Here is a 19763-nt window from a genome sequence, read left to right on the forward strand (position 1 = left end):
ATACGGCGGTTTGTTTGTCAGTGTAAAATGAATTTATTTGGATGTATGATGTTTAGTGCAGGGGCCATAGCTAACAGCCACTAATTCGCAAAAATTAAGGAGGATTTCACCAATGTAATGTTTGCAAAACGATATAGAAACCGCTTTTATTTACGGGTAAACAATACAAATTTACACGCTTCCTTTTATATATCAAAATAGCCCTTTATTCATGCATAAATAGTTAAAAATAAGGCAATTAATTTACATTTTTCAGCAATAAATGCGCAATTTACTGACACAAAATGTACATTTATTAGCACAAAAATAAAGTGGAATTTTTTTCGAAAAAATTCAGAAAAAGCTGCCTTAAAAATCGGGTGTTTTAAACTTTAAAACTGCCAGGTTCGCCGCTGATCCGTCCTTGTGGTTATGGGGTAAATTAAACCAGGCCACAAATCATTGTAAATGGTTAATCATAAAATCCGTCGTCAACTATTTATTTAAAATTGCTGGCTACATCCAGCCGCTTATTGCGGAGGTCGTTGCCGCCTTCGATAACCGATTTCAGGTTGRCCAGGTAAAATGTCCAGCCTATCTGGCATTGTACAAAAAGGTTTTTTGACGGATCATCTTCCTGGGGAATGTTTTCCTGGGTTAATTCAACAACAGTTAATCCATACTTGCTTTGAATATCAACGGTAACAATACTACCACCCGAGAAAGTGAACTTTAGCAAATCGGAGCCGTTGTTTTCAAGTACCTGTCCGTTCTCTACGGCGGTATCATCATAGCCATGCCAGTACCAGGAATAGGTATCTTCTTTTTTGATAAACTCGTCGGGTTCGCGCAGGCGGCCTGCAATGGCATAAAAATCGGCCTTGCGTAAAAACCATTTTTCAAGACCGGCCGAAGTGGACCATGCCTCATAAATGCTGCGTACATCGATGTCAAAATCCGCAGTAATTTTAAATTTACTCCATCTTTCGTCTGCCATGGGTTTAATTATTTTAGGTTGTAGTTGGATATAAAAATAACAATATTACTTTACGCTTGTATAATAAAAAACTGAAAGCTTAAGGCGGAAAGCCGAAAGCTACAAACCCTTAAAAAATATGCCCAAGCAAAGTGCCGGAGTGCTGCTTTACCGTAAACTGAACAATGTGTTACAGGTTTTCCTGGTCCATCCGGGCGGCCCGTTCTGGAAAAATAAGGACGATGGCGCGTGGTCAATCCCGAAAGGCGAATATGAGAGCGATGAAGATCCGCTTGCAGCCGCCAAGCGCGAGTTTTACGAGGAAACCGGCCAATATATCGATGGAGAATTTATAGCCCTGAAACCCATCAAACAAAAGAGCGGCAAAATAGTGCTGGCATGGTTGATTGAAGGAGATATAGATGCCGCCAACATTAGGAGCAATTTATTTGAATTAGAATGGCCACCAAAATCGGGCAAAATGCAGCCGTTTCCCGAGGTGGATAGGGCAGGGTGGTTTACAGTTGACGAGGCGAAGGTAAAGATGAATGCGGGGCAGGTGGGGTTGGTGGAGGAGTTGGCGCAGGTAGTGAATAAATAAATCGCCACGCCCGTTAAAACCGGCGGATTCCGAAGGATTAAATGGCGTCTATCGCATGGAGGCTAAGACTCACCCGGCGAGGCTGCGCCCGCCACCCTCTCTTCACCTGCGGTGTAAAGAGGGGCTTGAAAGTGGTTTTCAGGCATTACAGATAGATATTCAACTGTTCAACCTCCTTTTTGAATTTGTCATAAAGGCTATAACAGTCTAATTTATTTATACTTAAATTTTAAGGTCCCTCTTTCCGGCGAAGCCGAAGAGAGGGTGGCGGGCGAAGCCTCGCCGGGTGAGTCTTAGCCAGCGTTCAAACCCAATGTTTTCACCCTTCGTCAAACAATTTTCACCTTTTGCCCTTATCCTTTTACCTTTCGCCTCAAATATTTAACTTAGTACAATGAAGTTTTTCAAATACATTCCCGCCGTTTTATTATTGATTACCATAACATCATGTAAGCCCAAACCAAAGGCAGTAAATATCCCGGTTGTTGGTTTTGTTGATGCTTTTGAAGATGCAACCATATCCCAGGCCCGCACCGGCTTTACCGATGCCTTAAAAAAAGAGGGCTTTAGCGAAGACAAGAAAACGGTACAGATAGAGTACCGCAATGCCCAGGGAAATATCCCCACCCTTACCCAGATCACCAATTACTTTGTCTCCGAAAAGGTTGACCTGCTGGCTACCTGCACCACTTTGGCCACGGTAACAGCCCTGCAAAACACCAAAACCATTCCCGATTTTGCGATGGTATCGCCCGTACCCGAAAGGATGAAACTATTGAATGATAAAGGCGAGGCCCCTGTAAACCTGTTTGGTGCTTTGGAGGATCTTAATTATATCGACACGTCGTTCTCTATCATCCCCAAACTGCTGAAGCCTAAAGGGGCTAAATTGGTTATCGGGATGATTTATAATCAAGCTGAACCACAATCGGCAGATGCGCTTAACCGGATCAAATCATTGGCCGAAAAGCAGAACGTAACCATTGTAGCCTTGCCGGTAAACACTTCGGCAGATGCGCAGCTGGTTACGCAGTCGCTGTTAAGTAAAAATATTGATGCCTTTTTTGCCAACCCCGATAACACAGTTTTTGCATCTTTTGAAACCATCCTGAAAAGCTGTAACGAAAAAAATGTTCCCATTTTTACCAGCGAAGCCGGTTTGGTACAACGCGGTGCTGTAGCCGCTTTTGGTGCCGATATTTACCAATGGGGATACCAGGCAGGCACCCAGGCTGCCCAGTACTTAAAAACACATAAAACCGACGGCCTGAAATGGGAAATGGTAAAAGTGAGGAAGCGGGTATACAATCCCGCTGCGGCAAAAAAATATAACATTACCGTACCATCAAGCTTCGAAGCTGTTAAATAATCACTTTACTGTAAATTAGCTTTCAGCTTTACGCATTAAGCTTTCAGCTCCAAAATATGGATTTTTACCTTACCGCTTTATTGCAGGGATTGTGCTTTTCGGCCATTGCGCTGGGAATTTATATCTCTATGAAGATTTTCAATATTCCTGATATCACCACCGATGGCAGTTACACTTTAGGCGGTGCTGTTACGGCTGTAATGCTAAGTCGCCATTTATCACCCTACCTTATTTTACCAACTGTGATTATAGCTGGCGGGCTTGCCGGAGCTTTAACGGGGCTTATTCATACCAAGCTAAAAATAAATGCTTTGCTGGCCGGCATCCTGGTCATGACTGCCTTGTACTCCGTTAACCTTACTATCATGGGCCGCTCCAATGTGCCGCTTATAGGTACGGCTTCGTTGTTCTCGCTTTTAAACATCGTGGCCGATCCTAACCAGAATACATTTATACTGCTCTCGGTTTTTGTGGTAATAATAACCTTACTTATTGGCTACCTGCTCAAAACAGATTTCGGCATAGCCATGCGGGCTACCGGCAACAGCGAATCGATGATCCGTGCATTGGGTGTTAATACCGACAGGATGAAAATTACAGGCCTGGCACTGGCCAACGCGCTTACGGCACTCAGCGGGTACCTCATCGTACAGTTCCAGGGTTTCGCGGATATCAGTATGGGTATCGGGATAGTTATTGTAGGTTTAGGTTCGGTGATTATTGCCGAAACGCTCATCAACTGGTTTCGTATTACCAAAGTATGGGCTAGTTTGGCCCTGGTTTTGGCGGGCGCCGTGATATTTCAGCTGGTATTGGCTTTTGTATTGGCCATTGGTGTTGATGCCAATTTGCTTAAGCTGGTTACCGCCGCTTTCGTATTGTTAATTGTTAGTCTTCCCCGTTTATCATTCAATAAAGCCTCATGATAGCTATAAACAATGTACATAAGGTTTTTAATAAGGGAAAGGCCAACCAGGTAAACGCGGTTAATGGTATCACGCTCCAAATTAAAAGCCAGGAGTTTTTGGTGATAGTAGGCTCCAACGGATCGGGTAAAACCACGCTGCTCAATCTGGTTGCTGGCAGCGTTATGCCGGATAGCGGCACCATTACTATTGATGATAACGATGTAACCAAACTAGCCGATTATAAACGCAGCCAGTGGATAGCCCGTGTTTTTCAAAACCCCATGAGTGGCACGGCATCAGACCTCAGCATCCTCGATAATTTCCGCCTGGCAGCTATTCGTACCAGGCCTAAAGGATTATCTATCGGCATTAATGATAAATTTAAGCGCGAAGTAAAAGATAAGATTGCCACCCTGGGCATGGGGCTCGAAAATAAAATTGAGCAATCCATGGGCACGCTCTCGGGTGGGCAAAGGCAGGCCCTTACGCTTTTAATGAGTGTGATGGATAGCTGCAAGGTTTTGCTGCTTGATGAACCTACGGCAGCGCTCGACCCCCGCTCGGCCGATGTAGTGATGCGTACTGCAGATAAGTTGATTAGCGATTTTAAACTAACCGCTATATTGATTACCCATAACTTAAAAGACGCCTACAACTATGGCACACGAATAATACAAATGGGGGAGGGGCTGGTAATCAATGATTTAAGTCAAAATGAAAAGGCCGCCTTAAAACAAAATGATCTTTTTGATTGGTTTGCTTAAAAACTGGCAAAGTAATTGTAATGGTATTAGTACCATGAAAAACAATAATTTTGAAAATATATTCGACGCCTACCAGTTGGTAGCCGGCGCAAAAATAAAAGGAAAACAACAAGACGAAATTTTCGAGCTTGGAACCTATGATGCCCTTAAACGTGGCTACACCCTTTACCCGCTTGATCACGGCGTTAGATACGACGATTTTAGCGTGCTGGTATCTGAAAGGGAACTGAAAAACAATTTTATGATTGAAGCCGGCAGAGTGAATACGGCTATTGCTGCGTAGTTGCCTGTAGTGTATTTGTCATGCCGGGTAGTTAAACGTGGCTTTGAATGGCTCATTGCAGTGCCTTAAAAGGCTATCGTTTATCCATATTTTTTAATAAAAGAAAATTGTCATTTCGATAGAGCTTGTGGGGGAATAGAGGGGGCGCGAAAGAGAAATCTTGAACGTCCTGCATCCAAACCAGGCTATCGGAATGCAGGACGTTCAAGATTTCTCCTCACCCCCTTTCGCACAATCCGCCGCTGGTTCGTTCGAAATGACAACTGGTTTTATTAATTGATGAGATCCAAAAGATTTGTATACACGTTCGCCTTTCGACGGACGGTTGTAGTAGTTATTATTAGAGATTTAGCCTAAATTGTCCTCCCAATCCCCCATTTTGCAAATTGCTACATTAATTGTAAATTTGTAAAAAAATAAATGATGCTGTTTAAAAATTCATTCTGTAAAACTATAATGTGGCCCATGGCGCTGCAGCAGAAGGGTTATGCATCAATCATACGCTTCTCCACCCCGGTATAGTAACCATACTTTTAATACCGAAACATTTTTATTACGCATCATTATTAATTACAAAAAGTGCTGATTTTTAGCACAATTTTATACAATACAAAATTTATGGACACTTATTATACTATAGAAGAAAAGTATTTGCAGGCCGTGGATAAACTCTCTTATGGTAAAACTACCAAAGGGCTTAAATTACTGAACGAAATTATCAGCAACGATCCTTTATACGCGCGTGCCCACCACCAACTGGGTATGTTATACTATTACGAAGTTAAAGATTACCAAACGGCGGGTTACCATTTTAAAACCTGTATGGAACTGGAACCTTCATTTCCGGATAACTATACACATTATCTTGATTTGCTTGTGTTTTTGAATATGGAAAAACTGGTAAACAACGTATCTGTTAAAGCCCTGAATACGCCCGGAGTTGATACCGCCGAAGTTTACAGCCTGCTTGGCTTGTTCCACGAAAAAAGCAAAGACTGGACAAAAGCTTTAATTAACTATCAAAAAGCCTTTATGGAAGTAACCGACCATAACGACAAAATTGATATTGAGCAAAGCATCAAACGCATCCGCTCAAAAATGAAGCATACGCTGGCTTATACTTACCAGATAACGGAGTAAGAGGCCTCACCCAACCCTCTCCAAAGGAGAGGGCTTTTGATTTGCAGTATGGAAATCACGTAAACATAAAAACCGGCCAAAAGCCGGTTTTTATGTTTATAAACTTCTGCTCCCTCTCCTTTGGAGAGGGCTGGGGTGAGGCTTTCTATTTCATATTGGCTGCCCTTATTGCCTTAACCTGCGCCGCGCTTACTGCCGATGCTTTGTTGCCAAAGCTATTTCTGATGTAGGTGAGCAAATCGGCAATTTCCTGGTCTTTTAAAAAGTCATGAGCTGCCATGGTGTTAGAGTAGCGCTGGCCATTGATATCTACATCGTCGCTAAAACCGTTCAATATTATTTTAATCAGCCTGGCTTTATCGCCCAAAACAAAAGTGGTTTTGGCCAGGGGCGGGTTCATGCTGGGTATCCCCATACCATCTGCCTGGTGGCATGCGGCACAGTTTTCGGCAAATATTGGGGCCCCGGCTGCCATGGATGCCTTTAGTGCAGCCGATGGTTGTTTGCCCGCGGCTTTGTGTTTCCTGGCTTGTGCCTGCAAGCCTGTAGTTATAAAAATAGATAGCAGTAATAGTAAAGGGGCTTTTTTTAAGTCCATTATTATTTTTTATACGTGATTTTGTAAATGGTTCCCTGGTTATCGTCGGTTACATAAAGTGCGCCATCTGGTCCCTGCGCCAGTCCGCATGGGCGATGCTCGGCACTACCTTTGGCAGCTTTTTCGGCACTTCCTGCAAAATTATCTGCAAATACCTCGTATGCGCCGCTTGGCTTGCCATCTTTAAACGGCTGAAAAACTACAAAATAACCGGCCTGCGGTTCTGGCGCACGGTTCCACGAACCATGAAAAGCGATGAAAGCGCCGTTTTTATACTTTTCGGGAAATTGGCTTCCGGTGTAAAACAATAAGCCGTTGGGCGCCAGGTGGCCGGGAAATGCGGCCGCCGGATTTATGGCCGTTTCGCCGCCTTCCTTTTTGCCATCACCTCCGTACTCGGGCATTAATATTTTTTTGTTTTGCTGCCAGTCGTAATACATATATGGCCAGCCGGCGTTATCGCCTTTTTTAATGGCGTACATACACTCGGCAGGCAAATCTGCCGATTGCTTGGTGGTAAAATATTCCGGGAACAGGTCATGAAGTTGGTCGCGGCCATGTTGCATCACAAAAAGCTGGTTATTTTGCTGGTTCCAGTCCATCCCAACCACATTGCGTAAACCGGTGGCGTAACGGATGCCATCGCCATAGTGCTGGTTAAGCTTATCGGCTTTAAACTGCCAGATGCCACCTGCCGAATCTAAAATAGGGCAGCCTTTTTGCCCCGGCGAGCCTTTTTTTCTATCGGCTACCTGGCAGGCGTTGGAGTACGCGCCAATGTTAACATACAGGTTGCCATCGTTATCAAGCGTTATGGCTTTGGCTTCGTGCTCATTGCGGCTTAACAGGCCGGTCACAATTTTTTCTGGCTGATCGGGGTTTATTACTTCACTCTGGTCATTCAATTTATAACGGAAAACTTCCAGGTCGGACGATGCATACAGGTAGCCGTTTTTTACAAAGGCGCCGGTGCCTTTATAATCGCCAAAGCTTGTTTTCAAAGTGGCTTTATCACCATCCTGTGTTAAATACAAAATGGTTTTGCCATCTTTTATGGTGTTAAGCTTTACATAAATGTTGTTTTGTGGCGTAATGGCTATTTCCCTGGTACCGCCCAATTTCTCGGCAATTGCGGCTGCGCTGAAACCAGCCGGAAGCTTAAGCCCGGCATTTGTCGCAGTTGTAGTTGTGCCGGTAGTATCGCTACCTTTTTTATTATCGGGGTTGCCGCTTTTGCAACTGTTAAGCAGTATAGCGCCGGCAATAGCTGCAACAGGCAGCATTGTCCATACGATGTTTCTTTTTTTCATGGCTTCTGATTGATTATCAAAATAAATAAATATACAGGGAATCCCGAAATATGATTTGTAGTAATTGTATGACAATTAGGATTTTTGGGAGAATCTTAAACTGCTGTATAAAATGGTTTATTGGTGTTTATACCTCGAATGAAGCACATATCCAAGCGAGGGGTAAAAAGGGAGAATGACGTATATCGCATGGCGGCTACGACTCACCCGGCTACGCTACGCTGGCCGACCTCTCCGGCTCCGCCGCAAAGAGGGTTTTGGAAACATGTTGAGTAAATATTTGATTGTCAAACAATTAAAAACAAAAACCCTCTTTCCACCGCAGGTGAAGAGAGGGTGGTCGGGCGTAGCGTAGCCGGGTGAGTCTTAGCCTGCGTTCAAGCGAACGTTTATGTGAATGTCAATACGTCATGGGTAGGTATGCAGTAGTAACGGACCTTTTTTAGTTTTAAACAGCCTCTTAAACTGCTGATCTTCATTTACTGCTATTGATCGTGACGAGGCAAATGATTATCTTTCTTACCTTAATAGTAATTGTTAAAGGTTGTAACTTCCATACAATGTACTCCTAATAGGCTTAGCCCCTCTAAGCGTTCCCCTATTGTGTATAAAAGTTATGTAGCCAATTAACTTTCACCTACCGTGCACATCCCCGCCAAATTAAATTTCTCACAATCGATACCGGTAACAAATTAAGTACTGATTTATACCAGTTGTAACATATATAGCAACAATGGATTAAACCATTGCCATTGCTGGGGGTCATAGCTATATAAAATTTAACAAAATGAAAAAGTTAATCATAGTATCAGCAATAGCAATGAGTGGGTTAATAGCTAATAAAGCAAACGCTCAATTATCAATACATGTAGGTTTTAATGTTCCTGCTCACCGTGTTTATGTACCAAGCCCTCCGCCTGTTGTGGTTGAAGAGCAACCGGTTTATAATGACGATTACGCCCAGGTAAACTATAACGATGATAGCGATGATTACTACTATTTGCCTGAAGTAGAAGCTTATTACAGCATATCAAACCACAGTTACTATTATAATAATGGCAGCAACTGGGTAACTTGTGCTTACTTGCCAGGCGCATACCGCAACTATGACTGGCGTACCGCTGTAAGGTACGAGGTACGTGGAAACCGCGCTTACATGCACCATGATGTGTACAGGCAAAGGTGGGGCGGATATCGCGGAGATCGCGGTAACTGGGGCCATCGTTTTGAAAGAAGGAATGATGGAGGATATGCTTATCAGGGCCATGATAACAGAAACAATAACCGTGGATGGGATAACGCAAGAGACAATAACCGCGACCGTGGTAACTGGGGTGGCAGGCCGGATAACAACCGCGACCGTGGCAACTGGGGTGGCAGGCCAAACAACAATGATAACCACGGTGGCGGCAACCAAAATCGTGGTAACTGGGGCGGGCAGCCTAACAATGGTGGCCAGGACCACGGCAACCAAAACCATGGCAACTGGGGCGGACAGCCTAATGGCGGTGGCCAGAATCACGGAAACCAAAACCAGGGTGGCGGTCATGACCGCGGAAGCAACGGCGGTGGCCAGGACCATGGCAACCGTGGCGGCGGACGCGAATTTGCCGGAAACCGCGGTGGGTTTGGTGTAAGGCAATAAGCTTTCTGCTGATACCAGATAATACAATTCATCTCCCCATATATATAAATGAAAAAGCTGCCTTTGCGGGCGGCTTTTTTTATGCAATGTTTCGGCGGATGAAGCCGATGCCCCAATAAAAAGTAGTAGTCTGTTTAGCTACACATTTCGTTTTATTAAGCAAAAAATCCTACTTTGTATCCAAATTATAAACCTCTCCCCGGGATATGAAAAAGATTGTTGCTTTACTGCTGTTTGTTGCGTTTGCTGCTGATGCCCTTGCGCAGGGTAATAGTTTACAGGCTGGTACACCAGCCAGTGAAAAGTTTTCTGCCGAACGTTTGCAGCGCATTGATAACATGATTGAGCAAACCATCGATTCGGGTTATATCAATGGGGCAGTAGGGTTGATAGCCCGTAACGGCAAAATGATTTATTATAAATCATTCGGCATGGCCGATGTTGAACAAAAAAAGTTGATGAATAACGATGCTATCTTTCGCATCGCGTCGCAAACAAAGGCAATTACCAGTGTAGCTGTAATGATGCTTTTTGAAGAAGGTAAGTTTTTGCTGGATGATCCTATCTCCAAATACCTGCCAGCGTTTGCTCATCCAAAGGTGATAGATACCTTCAATCCTAAAGATACAACTTATACCACTGTCCCTGCCAGGCGTGAAATTACCATTCGCGATTTACTTACCCATACTTCGGGCATAGCCTATGCTCAGATCGGCTCGCCTACGATGAATGCCGTTTATGCCAAAGCCCATATTCCGGCCGGCTTTGTTACCGATAAAATACTACTGGCCGATGCCATGAAAAAACTGGGCCCATTACCGTTGGAGCACCAGCCGGGCGAACGCTGGACTTACGGCCTTAACATAGATGTTTTAGGCTACCTGGTTGAAAAACTATCGGGCAAAAGCTTAGACCAGTTTATGAAAGAACGCATTTTTGATCCCCTTGGGATGAAGGATACCTATTTTTATATCCCCACAGCCAAGCAAAACAGGCTGGTGGCCGTGTATACTCCCGATAAAAAAGACCATCTTATTAAGTGGAATGCATCTACTTTTGAGGGCCTTAGCGCCGATTACCCCACTGTTAATGGTACCTATTATGCGGGCGGTGCCGGTTTAACATCTACAATTAAGGATTATGCCACTTTTTTGCAAATGATGCTGAATGGCGGCGTTTATAACGGTCAGCGCTTATTAGCACGGCACACCGTTGAACTAATGACCACCAACCAGATTGGCGACCTGTACATTAACCCCGGTAAAGAGAAATTTGGCCTGGGTTTTGGCCTTACAACCGACATAAGTTCAAAAAAGCTGGGCATAAGCGAAGGCTCATTTGCCTGGGGCGGCTTTTTTGGCACCCTGTATTGGGTTGACCCTAAAGAACATCTGGTATGCCTGTTATTTGTTCAGAACTGGCCATTGCCACACAACGCCTTCCAGGATAAATTCAGAGCGATGGTTTACCAGGCGCTTACGGATTGAGCACTTTTGAAAATATTGTTGTTGGAAGATTTTTATTCCCTCCCAACGGGAGGGGTGCGGCCGACGTCGTGCGCAAAGGCAGGGAGGGGTTTCGCCGCGCGATTATGAAACTTATACGTAAACGGTTCATAAACCCCTACCTCCTCCTTCCCCAAGGAAGGAATCGCACAACCCTCTGTCGTTTTCGAAATGGTACTGTTACTAATATGTCGCCTTAGTCGTTATCCAACTCACCTTTCAAAACCTCCCAAACATTCCCGGCAACAATTTTAGCGCCTTTTTCGGTTGGATGGATGCCATCGCCCTGGTTAAGGTCGGGGTGGCCGCCTACGCCTTGTAACAGGAATGGCACCAGCGCCATTTTATTTTTAGTGGCCAATGTGGGGAACACCGCCTTAAACTTGTTTACATAATCGGCGCCCATATTTGGCGGTACCTGCATGCCCAGCATTACCAGTTTGGCCGCCGGGTATTTTGCCCTTACCTTATCAATAATAGATTGCAGATTTTTGGTAGTTTCGGTAGGCGATATGCCGCGCAGGCCGTCATTTGCTCCTAATTCAAGTATAAATATATCAACCTTTTGTTTCAAGGTCCAATCTATCCGCCCGTTACCACCTGCAGATGTTTCGCCGCTTACCCCGGCGTTAATCACTTTATACGGCAGTTTTAACGAATCTATTTTTTTTGCGATAACACCGGGGAAGGCATCTGCCGGGTCATCCAACCCATAGCCCGCAGTTAAGCTATCGCCAAAAAATAAAATAGTTTGCACTTGTGCCGATGCAGCAGACTTCGCGGCAGTATCTGCCGGTGCTGATGTATTGGAGTTTGATTTATCGCCACCGCCGCAACTTGCCAAAGCAAATGTGGCCGCAAGCATAAAAAAGATCTTTACTTTGTTCATAAAACTAATACAACGCGGTTAAGCGTTTGTTCTTAATATCTCTAAAGGCGGTTTGTTCAACACGCCCCGGCTGTTTAACAAGCCAATAATTACGGTTAGCAAAGCGATGATGAAAAATAAAATCAACGCAGGCACAAAGCTAACCGAATAAGGGATCTCGAAACTATATTTTGCTAAAAACCATGTACCTGCCACGGCTATTAAAATCCCTGTTAATGCCGATAAACTGCCTAAAAACAGGTATTCCAACGCTGTTATAGCTAATATCTGTTTGCGGCTGGCCCCCAATGTGCGTAATAAAACGCTTTCCTGTATGCGCTGGTACTTGCTGATGCGTACCGAGGCAATGAGTACCACTATACCCGTAATGATGCTGAACGCGCTCATAAAACGGATCACATAACTGATTTTGCTTAACAATTCATCCAAAATACTTAATACCAAACCCAAATCGATAATGGATATGTTGGGGAATTGCCTTACCACAGCCTGCTGAAATGCCGCCGATACCTTGCTTGAGGGCACATGCGTCATCAGCACCTGGAATTGCGGAGCATCTTCCAGTACCCCGGTAGGGAATACCACCTGGAAATTGGTTTGCACTTTGCCCCAGTTAACTTTACGCACACTGGCTACATACGCAGGCATTGGTACCCCCTGAACGTTAAATACCAGCTTATCGCCAATTTTAAGGTGCGCGCGTTTTTGCAGGTTTTCTTCTACCGATACCGGGATGTCTTTCCCGGCTTCGGCCTTGCCTATCCATTTGCCATCCAGCAGTTTTTCTGATGAGGATAATGTATCCCTGAATGTTACCCTATATTCCCAGGCAAATACGCCATGCGGGATTTTGATGGTGGTATCTTTAATTACGTCGGCCGCGGTTTTGCCGTTTATCTGCTCTAACCTCACGGTTACTATGGGCACCTGTTGCAAAACCGGCAACCCATTTTTGCGGGTTACATCGGCTACGGCATCCTTCTGGCTTTTTTGGATATCAAACAAAATCATATTGGATTGATTGCCGCTGCTTGATAAATTCACCTGGCTGATGAGGATGCTCTGGATAAAAAACAACGTACAAATAAAGGCCGTACTTAGCCCGATGGAAACCATCAGGATTAAAGTTTGGTTGTTTGGCCGGTATAAATTGGCAAAGCCCTGTCGCCATAAATAGCTCCAGCCGCTGTTGATAAGCAGTTTCATCACGCGCATCAGCAACCAGGCCACGGCGGCCAATATCATAAAGGCCACTAAAATACCGATGGTGAAAAAGATACTGCCTATCCAGCTATCTAATTGCAAATAGGTAAAGCCTAAAACAAACACGATGATGAGTAAATAAACCAGCCAGCTTAAAGGGTCGCGTTTGCGGCCTGCCTCGTCAAATGACATGCGCAGCGTATTTAGTGGTGATATATTACGCACCGATATCAGCGGCAGTAAAGCAAACAATATTGATATAATTACCCCCAATAAAATACCCTGACCAATAGCCAGCCACGATATCTCGACAGAAATAGTGAAGGGCAAAAAGTCTTTAAAAACCAAGGGCAGCAAATGCTGTATGGCCGTACCCAAAGCCGCGCCCGCTATGGAGCCTATCAGCCCGATGCCAACTATCTGGATCAGGTAAATTAAAAATGCCTCGGATGCTTTAACACCCAAACAGCGCATAATGGCTATCGAGGCTATCTTTTCGCGTACATAAATATGAATAGCGCTGGCTACACCCACGCAGCCCAACAACAAGGCTATAAAACCAACCAGCGATAAAAAACGGCCCAGGTCGCCAAATGCCCTGCCGGTGTTTTCCTTGCGGGTTTCAATGGTGTCGTAGTTCATGCCATTTTTATCCAATATGGGGTCCAGCTTTTTGGTTAGCTTTTCCATATCAACTTTATGGTCGTACTTGTAGTAAAAGGTATAATTTACGCGGCTGCCTGTTTTCATGAGGCCGGTTTGCTCCAGGTATCGCATCGGGATGTACACCACCGGGGCTATCCCCGCCATGGCACCACTTTGCCCGGGGGCTTTATCTAACGCGCCTGCTATCAGGAAATGTTCGGTGCCTATGCGCACCGAGTCGCCAACCTTTGCGCCAAATTGCAGCATCAGCGTTTTATCAACCAGCGCTGTTTGGCCTTGCTTAAAAGAGGTGCCGGCAATCTCGGGCGTGGTTTCTATAGCGCCGTAGTAAGGGTAATCGCCCTGCAAAGCCCTGATCTGTACCAGCCTGGTGCCTTTGCTTTTGGGAAAATAGGCCATCGATGCAAAACTCCGCTCGGTTGATCTTTTATCGCCCAGCGAGTCGAGCATCTTCTTCAGTTTAACATCCGCAGGCTTATTGCCCGATATCAGCAAATCGGCACCAATGAGAGTTGCGGCCTGGCCATTTACATCGTTTTGCACATTGTACCTGAACGAGTAGATAGCCACCAGCGCGGCAATACCAAATATAATGGCCGATATGAACAGGAACAACCTCGACCGGTTTTTCCTGCTATCGCGCAAGGCCATGTTAAATAGCCAGGCAACGTTTGTTTTTCGTTTATAATTAACCGGATTGGTGTCCATAACTTACCCGTTAATTGTTTTTTCGTCGGATACCAGCTTGCCGCCTTTTATCCTGATGATGCGTTGTGTTTTGGCCGCAAGGTCAAGGTCGTGGGTTACTACAACCAGAGTAGTACCGGCCTCTTTGTTCAGGTCGAAGATGAGTTTAATCACCTTTTCGCTGGTTTCGGCATCAAGGTTTCCGGTTGGCTCGTCGGCAAAAAGGATCTTGGGCGCGTTTGAAAACGCGCGGGCCAGCGATACCCGTTGCTGCTCGCCACCTGATAGCTGCGATGGATAGTGATGCCCGCGGTCGGCAAGGCCAACTTTGTCCAGCAAATCCAGTGCACGTGCTTTAATATTTTTTTCGTTTCGTAACTCCAGCGGCACCATCACATTCTCTAAAGCGGTAAGTGTTGGCAGCAATTGAAAGTTTTGGAAAATAAAACCCACATATTGGTTACGCACCTGCGCGCGCTGGTCTTCGGTTAAATTGCCCAGGTTGATGCCATTTAACTCCACCGATCCGGTGCTTGATCTATCCAGCCCGGCACATAGCCCCAGCAGGGTAGTTTTGCCGCTGCCCGATGGCCCGACAATAGCATTGGTAGAGCCTTCAGTGATGGCGAAGTTGATATTATCAAGCACGGTGAGCGTACGCCCGGCGCTTTGGTATGTTTTACTGAGATCTTGAATATTAAGGATAGTTTCCAACGGATAATTTTTATGCTTTGATGATTTACCAACCAATTTGTTACCGCATCGGTTTGCATAAATATCCATGAAATAGCCAGTTTATAGCTATAAGCTGCAGTGTTTTTTGATTTAATGACATAGCTGTGGCTTAAGTGGTGAGTAGTCAGTGTGAAGTAGTGAGTGTTGAGTATTGAGTTCGACGGTTAGAGTCGGCTTATATAACGATTTTACAATTTCCTGTTTAAAATAATCCGATTCATAACGCACAGCTATCCTGTCAGGCAAGTTGAATAAAGAGGGTGAGCTAACTCGGTGATGATCTTCGGATGAGTCTTCACCCGGCATGTCAACGGTTCTTTACCTATGGCATTGCAAAGCTTTTTTGAACACCAATCACATTTTAAATACCTTTGCCCCTAATGAAAGTATCCGGATTTACCTTTATCAGAAACGCGGTTAAAAACGATTATCCAATTGTGGAGGCTATCAACTCCATTTTGCCCCTTTGCGATGAGTTTATCGTTGCCGCCGGCAACTCTGATGATGGCACACGCCAACTGATCGAGGCCATCGGATCGCCAAAAATCAAGATCATCGATACTGTTTGGGATGATTCGCTGAAAGATGGCGGCCGGGTGTTCGCGGTGGAGACGGATAAGGCCTTCGCGGCCATATCGCCGGATAGCGACTGGGCATTTTACATCCAGGGCGATGAGGCGGTGCATGAAAAGTACCATCCCCTTATCAAAAAGGAGATGGAGGCTGCGCTTAACAAACCCAACATCGAGGGCCTGCTGTTTAAATACCTTCACTTTTACGGCTCCTATGATTACTACGGCGATTCGCGCAGGTGGTACCGCCGCGAGATTCGCCTGGTAAAAAACATTAAAGGCATACATGCCTACCGCGATGCGCAGGGTTTCCGCTTTAACGACCGGAAGATTAAAGTAAAGCTGATTGACGCGTACATTTACCACTACGGCTGGGCCAAACCCCCGCAGGGATTAAATAACAAGATCCGCAACTTCAACAAGTTTTACCACGACGATGCCTGGATGGAGCAAAACCTGCCCGAAACTTTTGAGTTTGATTACAGCAACGCCGATAAGCTTGTCCGCTTTACCAACACGCATCCCGCACCCATACAAAAACGCATTGCCGCCACCAACTGGAATATCGACTTCAGCACCAAAGAACTGCGCAAAGCGATGACTTTTAGACGTAAGTTTTTGCAGTTTGTAGAGAAGTATACCGGCTGGCGGATAGGGGAGTATAGGAATTACGAGATAGTGGAAAGGTAGAAGGAACCCTTAAAGAGCGGAGGCCTGCGCGATTCCTTCCTTGGGGAAGGAGGAGGTAGGGGTCTCGTCAGGCGTTCAAGCCGCTTTTTTACTCGTCGCTTGTATAAACCCCTCCCTGCCTTTGCGCGCAATTCAACCGCACCCCTATCGCGGGTGCTACTGTGTGTACACAAGTTTTGGAAACTTATCAATAAATAGAAAAATGTCATTTCGAACGAACCGGGGCGGGCATTGAGCGTTGGCGTGAGGAGAAATCCTATACGTCATGCTTGCAAATTTGCATGGTTGAATGCATGTGGTATAGGATTTCTCCTCGTACCTCGTTCGAAATGACATTTTCTTTTGTTTTAAAGATGTGTACACACAGTAGCACGCCGGGAGGGAATAAAAAAAAGAGCTACAGATTCTGCGCAATCACAAACCCGCTGGCCCAGGCCCATTGAAAGTTGTAGCCGCCAAGCCAGCCGGTTACATCTACACATTCGCCGCCGAAGAACAGGCCGGGGATTTTTTTAGCTTCAAGGGTTTTGGACGATAGCTCGTCGGTGGATACGCCGCCGCGCATTACTTCGGCTTTATCATAGCCTTTATCGCCGGCGGGTTTTACTTTAAACTCGTGTATCAGCAGGCTAATATCTTCAATCTCGGTTTTGGTGAGCGATGCCAGGTTTTTCTCTACCGGCAGCCTGTCGCTCAATGCCTCGGCAAATTTGCGGGTGTACAGGCCGGCCAGGTAGGCCAGCAGCATTTTTTTGCCGTTGGTTTCTTTTTCCTGCTGAACCAGGTCGGCAATGTTTTGGTTGGGGAGCAGGTCGATGTTGATGGTTTCGCCAGGTTTCCAGTAGGATGAGATCTGCAATATGGCCGGGCCGCTCAATCCCCAGTGGGTAAACAATATGTTTTCTTCAAAGCTGATCCTGTCGTTCCAAACGCGGCAAAAAATGCTGTTGCCGCTCAGTTGCTCAAACCAGGGCTGATCTTTGCCGGTAATGGTAAGCGGTACCAGGGCGGGGGCGGTATCGGCTATTTTTAAATCGAATTGGCGGGCAGTACGCAATCCAAAATCGGTAGCGCCCATTTTGGGGATGGGTAATCCGCCGGCTGCTATAACCACACTTGGCGCGCTTATAAATTCCTGTTTGCCATTAACCTCAACCCGAACGGTAAAACCATCACCTGTTTTTTCGACCATTTTTACCTCGGCGTTGCACCAGATATCCTGTTCCATATCGGCACATAGATTGGTGAATACTTCTACAATATCTTTAGCCTTATCACTTTCGGGGAATAGCTGGCCCAAGGTTTTTTCTTTGCCTGTAATGCCGTAGGTTTCAAAAAAACTGATGGTATCGTCCACCGTCCATTGCGAAAAGGCTGATTTACAAAAATGTGGATTTTGCGATATAAATTGCTGGTCGGTAGCGTACAGGTTAGTGTAATTACAGCGGCCGCCTCCACTTATCAGTATCTTGGCACCTACACGGTCAGCCTTTTCCAACACCAGGGTACGCTTGCCCAAAAAGCCGGCTTGCACCGCGCACATGAGGCCGCAGGCGCCGCCGCCAATAATTATTGCGTCAAAATCTGTTTGTTTTGTTAATTTTGTTGTCATGACCGAGGTTTCGCAAATATCAGAATTTGGAAAGATACTCATCTTTCTTATCACCGGGATAATAATGGTGTGCGTGATATTTTTTATTAACCGTTTACTGGCGCCAAATCATCCCAATTACGAGAAGCTAACTTCCTATGAATGTGGAGAAGAGCCTACCGGCAATGCCTGGCTGCCCTTCAATTCGCGTTTTTATGTTATCGCCTTAATATTTTTATTGTTCGATGTCGAGATGGTGTTTGTATTCCCCTGGGCTACCGTTTTTGGCAACCACGAGCTGATTGCTGCCGATAATCGCTGGGGATGGTTCTCGCTGGCCGAAATGTTTATCTTTTTAGGCATCCTGATATTAGGCCTGGTGTACGTGTGGGCCAAAGGCGATTTGGAATGGATAAAAGCCAAGCCAACCGTACCCACAACCGATGTAAACATCCCGCTGTCGTTTTACCAACAATTGAACCTGGAGCAGGGCAAGTTTGTAGTAAAACCATTTAGCATGCCCAACGAACCGGTTGCACCGGAGCCTGTTGCTGCCGAAGCACCTGCGGAGGCCGCCGCGGTACGCAAGCCCATGTTTAAACCCACCTTTAAAAAGCCCACAAATGAGTAGCGATATAGCCAGCGAAGACGGCGGTGTAGTGATCACCAAAATGAACGACCTGCTTAACTGGGCGCGTTTATCATCCCTGTGGCCCCTAAGTTTTGGGATAGCCTGCTGCGCTATTGAAATGATGGGTTCCATGGCTTCTACGTATGATCTTGACCGTTTTGGAGTATTCCCCCGCCCATCAGCCCGCCAGGCAGATGTGATCATTATAGCAGGTACGGTTACCTTTAAAATGGCCGAACGCATCAAGCGCCTGTACGAGCAAATGCCCGAACCTAAATACGTGATCAGCATGGGCTCATGCTCCAACTGCGGCGGCCCGTACTGGCAGCACGGCTACCATGTGGTAAAGGGAGTTGACAGGGTGATCCCCGTTGATGTATACGTACAAGGCTGCCCGCCCCGGCCCGAAGCTTTGATTGGCGCCATTTTGGAGTTGCAGAAGAAGATTGAAGGGGAGAGGTTGATAGGGGCGTAAAGAAATGACCGGAAGAAAACCAAAACCTTTATTTTATTTTGAACCATTGAGCCTTTGGGATAAAATTGTTATTGGCGTTTATGGGTTAGCCACAATTTTTGTTTTATCATATGTTCGCTGGGGTGAGGATAAACATAAAAGCGATATCGTAATACTTTACGCGCTTATTCMTCAAGTATTTAATTAATTGCTAAACTATCAGTCTTTAAGGAATCTCAAGTCCTATTTTATTTGGTTAGGCTTTGCTGTTATACAAATCGGCCTATACTTCTGTCTAAAAGATGATTTGTTTTACAAGGGTGCAAGAGGCGTTTTGCTAAACACTATTGTGTTGTTAATTTTATATCAATTACTAAGGATCGCCAGCTTGAAAATTCAAAACCAGGATTTGGTAATGCCATCCAGGGACGGGAAGGATCTTTTTAGCAATAGACGAATCACTTTTTTGGATTTTGTCTTGTTTGTTATCTATATTGGATCTTTTGGGGGCCTGTCGGTGTTTGCAGTTTCTCATCCTTATTGATTAGTCAATTATAAATCATTAGA

18 protein-coding genes are annotated in these 19763 nt (G+C 45.4%); 11 read left to right on the forward strand and 7 right to left on the reverse strand.

Annotated elements, in window-relative coordinates; translation table 11 throughout:
* Nucleotides 1–478: 478 nt before the first annotated feature.
* Entirely contained in the window at nt 479–976 is a 498-nt protein-coding gene (locus AC1DV1_RS17185; RefSeq protein WP_477361368.1) for an SRPBCC family protein, read from the reverse strand.
* A 118-nt stretch (nt 977–1094) separates the two neighbouring features.
* Here AC1DV1_RS17185 and AC1DV1_RS17190 point away from each other — a divergent pair, with 118 nt between their 5' ends.
* The 6 genes from AC1DV1_RS17190 to AC1DV1_RS17215 all read left to right on the forward strand — a co-directional run bounded on the left by AC1DV1_RS17190 (nt 1095) and on the right by AC1DV1_RS17215 (nt 6020).
* Nucleotides 1095–1556 (forward strand): NUDIX hydrolase, encoded by a 462-nt coding sequence (locus AC1DV1_RS17190; RefSeq protein WP_477361370.1) that lies wholly within the window; start codon nt 1095–1097, stop codon nt 1554–1556.
* 394 nt (nt 1557–1950) lie between these two features.
* Complete coding sequence (locus tag AC1DV1_RS17195) at nt 1951–2925, forward strand: ABC transporter substrate-binding protein (RefSeq protein ID WP_477361373.1); 975 nt, start codon at nt 1951–1953, stop codon at nt 2923–2925.
* 56 nt (nt 2926–2981) lie between these two features.
* Nucleotides 2982–3851 (forward strand): ABC transporter permease, encoded by an 870-nt coding sequence (locus tag AC1DV1_RS17200; RefSeq protein WP_477361375.1) that lies wholly within the window; start codon nt 2982–2984, stop codon nt 3849–3851.
* Nucleotides 3848–4597 carry an ABC transporter ATP-binding protein gene (locus tag AC1DV1_RS17205; RefSeq protein WP_477361377.1) on the forward strand — a complete coding sequence of 250 codons (750 nt, stop codon included), beginning with the start codon at nt 3848–3850 and terminating at the stop codon, nt 4595–4597. Before AC1DV1_RS17200 ends, AC1DV1_RS17205 begins: the two co-directional genes overlap by 4 nt.
* Before the next feature lie 34 nt (nt 4598–4631).
* A complete protein-coding gene (locus AC1DV1_RS17210; protein ID WP_477361379.1) occupies nt 4632–4880 on the forward strand; it encodes a hypothetical protein in 249 nt (82 codons plus the stop codon).
* Between the two features lie 618 nt (nt 4881–5498).
* Nucleotides 5499–6020, forward strand: coding sequence for a tetratricopeptide repeat protein (locus AC1DV1_RS17215; RefSeq protein ID WP_090653004.1), 522 nt, complete (start codon nt 5499–5501; stop codon nt 6018–6020).
* Between the two features lie 145 nt (nt 6021–6165).
* Here the strand turns inward: AC1DV1_RS17215 and AC1DV1_RS17220 are convergent, their stop codons facing one another.
* Nucleotides 6166–6618, reverse strand: a complete 453-nt coding sequence (locus tag AC1DV1_RS17220; RefSeq protein ID WP_477361381.1) for a c-type cytochrome — start codon at nt 6616–6618, stop codon at nt 6166–6168.
* A 2-nt stretch (nt 6619–6620) separates the two neighbouring features.
* Nucleotides 6621–7928: a PQQ-dependent sugar dehydrogenase gene (locus AC1DV1_RS17225; protein WP_477361383.1), complete on the reverse strand. Its 1308-nt coding sequence runs from the start codon at nt 7926–7928 to the stop codon at nt 6621–6623.
* A 787-nt stretch (nt 7929–8715) separates the two neighbouring features.
* Between AC1DV1_RS17225 and AC1DV1_RS17230 the strand changes: the two genes are divergently transcribed.
* Nucleotides 8716–9573 carry a hypothetical protein gene (locus tag AC1DV1_RS17230; RefSeq protein WP_477361385.1) on the forward strand — a complete coding sequence of 286 codons (858 nt, stop codon included), beginning with the start codon at nt 8716–8718 and terminating at the stop codon, nt 9571–9573.
* Nucleotides 9574–9779: 206 nt separating this feature from the next.
* A complete protein-coding gene (locus AC1DV1_RS17235; RefSeq protein WP_477361387.1) occupies nt 9780–11060 on the forward strand; it encodes a serine hydrolase domain-containing protein in 1281 nt (426 codons plus the stop codon).
* 214 nt (nt 11061–11274) lie between these two features.
* On the opposite strand, the gene AC1DV1_RS17240 is transcribed toward AC1DV1_RS17235, so the two are convergent.
* Genes AC1DV1_RS17240 through AC1DV1_RS17250 form a run of 3 tightly spaced genes read right to left on the reverse strand, consistent with a single transcriptional unit; the run spans nt 11275 to nt 15306 of the window.
* Nucleotides 11275–11967 carry an arylesterase gene (locus AC1DV1_RS17240; RefSeq protein ID WP_477361389.1) on the reverse strand — a complete coding sequence of 231 codons (693 nt, stop codon included), beginning with the start codon at nt 11965–11967 and terminating at the stop codon, nt 11275–11277.
* A gap of 18 nt (nt 11968–11985) precedes the next feature.
* Nucleotides 11986–14544, reverse strand: a complete 2559-nt coding sequence (locus AC1DV1_RS17245) for an ABC transporter permease (protein ID WP_477361391.1) — start codon at nt 14542–14544, stop codon at nt 11986–11988.
* Between the two features lie 3 nt (nt 14545–14547).
* The gene (locus AC1DV1_RS17250; protein WP_477361393.1) at nt 14548–15306 is read right to left on the reverse strand and encodes an ABC transporter ATP-binding protein; all 759 of its coding nucleotides are present in this window, start codon (nt 15304–15306) and stop codon (nt 14548–14550) included.
* A gap of 332 nt (nt 15307–15638) precedes the next feature.
* Here AC1DV1_RS17250 and AC1DV1_RS17255 point away from each other — a divergent pair, with 332 nt between their 5' ends.
* A complete protein-coding gene (locus AC1DV1_RS17255; protein ID WP_477361395.1) occupies nt 15639–16520 on the forward strand; it encodes a glycosyltransferase family protein in 882 nt (293 codons plus the stop codon).
* Nucleotides 16521–16917: 397 nt separating this feature from the next.
* Here AC1DV1_RS17255 and AC1DV1_RS17260 read toward each other — a convergent pair whose 3' ends face one another.
* Nucleotides 16918–18132 carry a BaiN/RdsA family NAD(P)/FAD-dependent oxidoreductase gene (locus AC1DV1_RS17260; protein WP_477361397.1) on the reverse strand — a complete coding sequence of 405 codons (1215 nt, stop codon included), beginning with the start codon at nt 18130–18132 and terminating at the stop codon, nt 16918–16920.
* On the opposite strand from AC1DV1_RS17260, the gene AC1DV1_RS17265 reads away from it, so the two are divergent.
* Nucleotides 18131–18742 (forward strand): NADH-quinone oxidoreductase subunit A, encoded by a 612-nt coding sequence (locus AC1DV1_RS17265; protein ID WP_477361399.1) that lies wholly within the window; start codon nt 18131–18133, stop codon nt 18740–18742. The two genes, AC1DV1_RS17260 and AC1DV1_RS17265, sit on opposite strands and share 2 nt — an antisense overlap.
* Complete coding sequence (locus AC1DV1_RS17270) at nt 18735–19217, forward strand: NADH-quinone oxidoreductase subunit B (RefSeq protein WP_477361401.1); 483 nt, start codon at nt 18735–18737, stop codon at nt 19215–19217. The genes AC1DV1_RS17265 and AC1DV1_RS17270 overlap by 8 nt, the downstream gene beginning before the upstream one ends.
* Nucleotides 19218–19763 lie beyond the last annotated feature (546 nt).

The sequence above is a fragment of the Mucilaginibacter sp. P4_D1 genome (genome assembly GCF_056401935.1).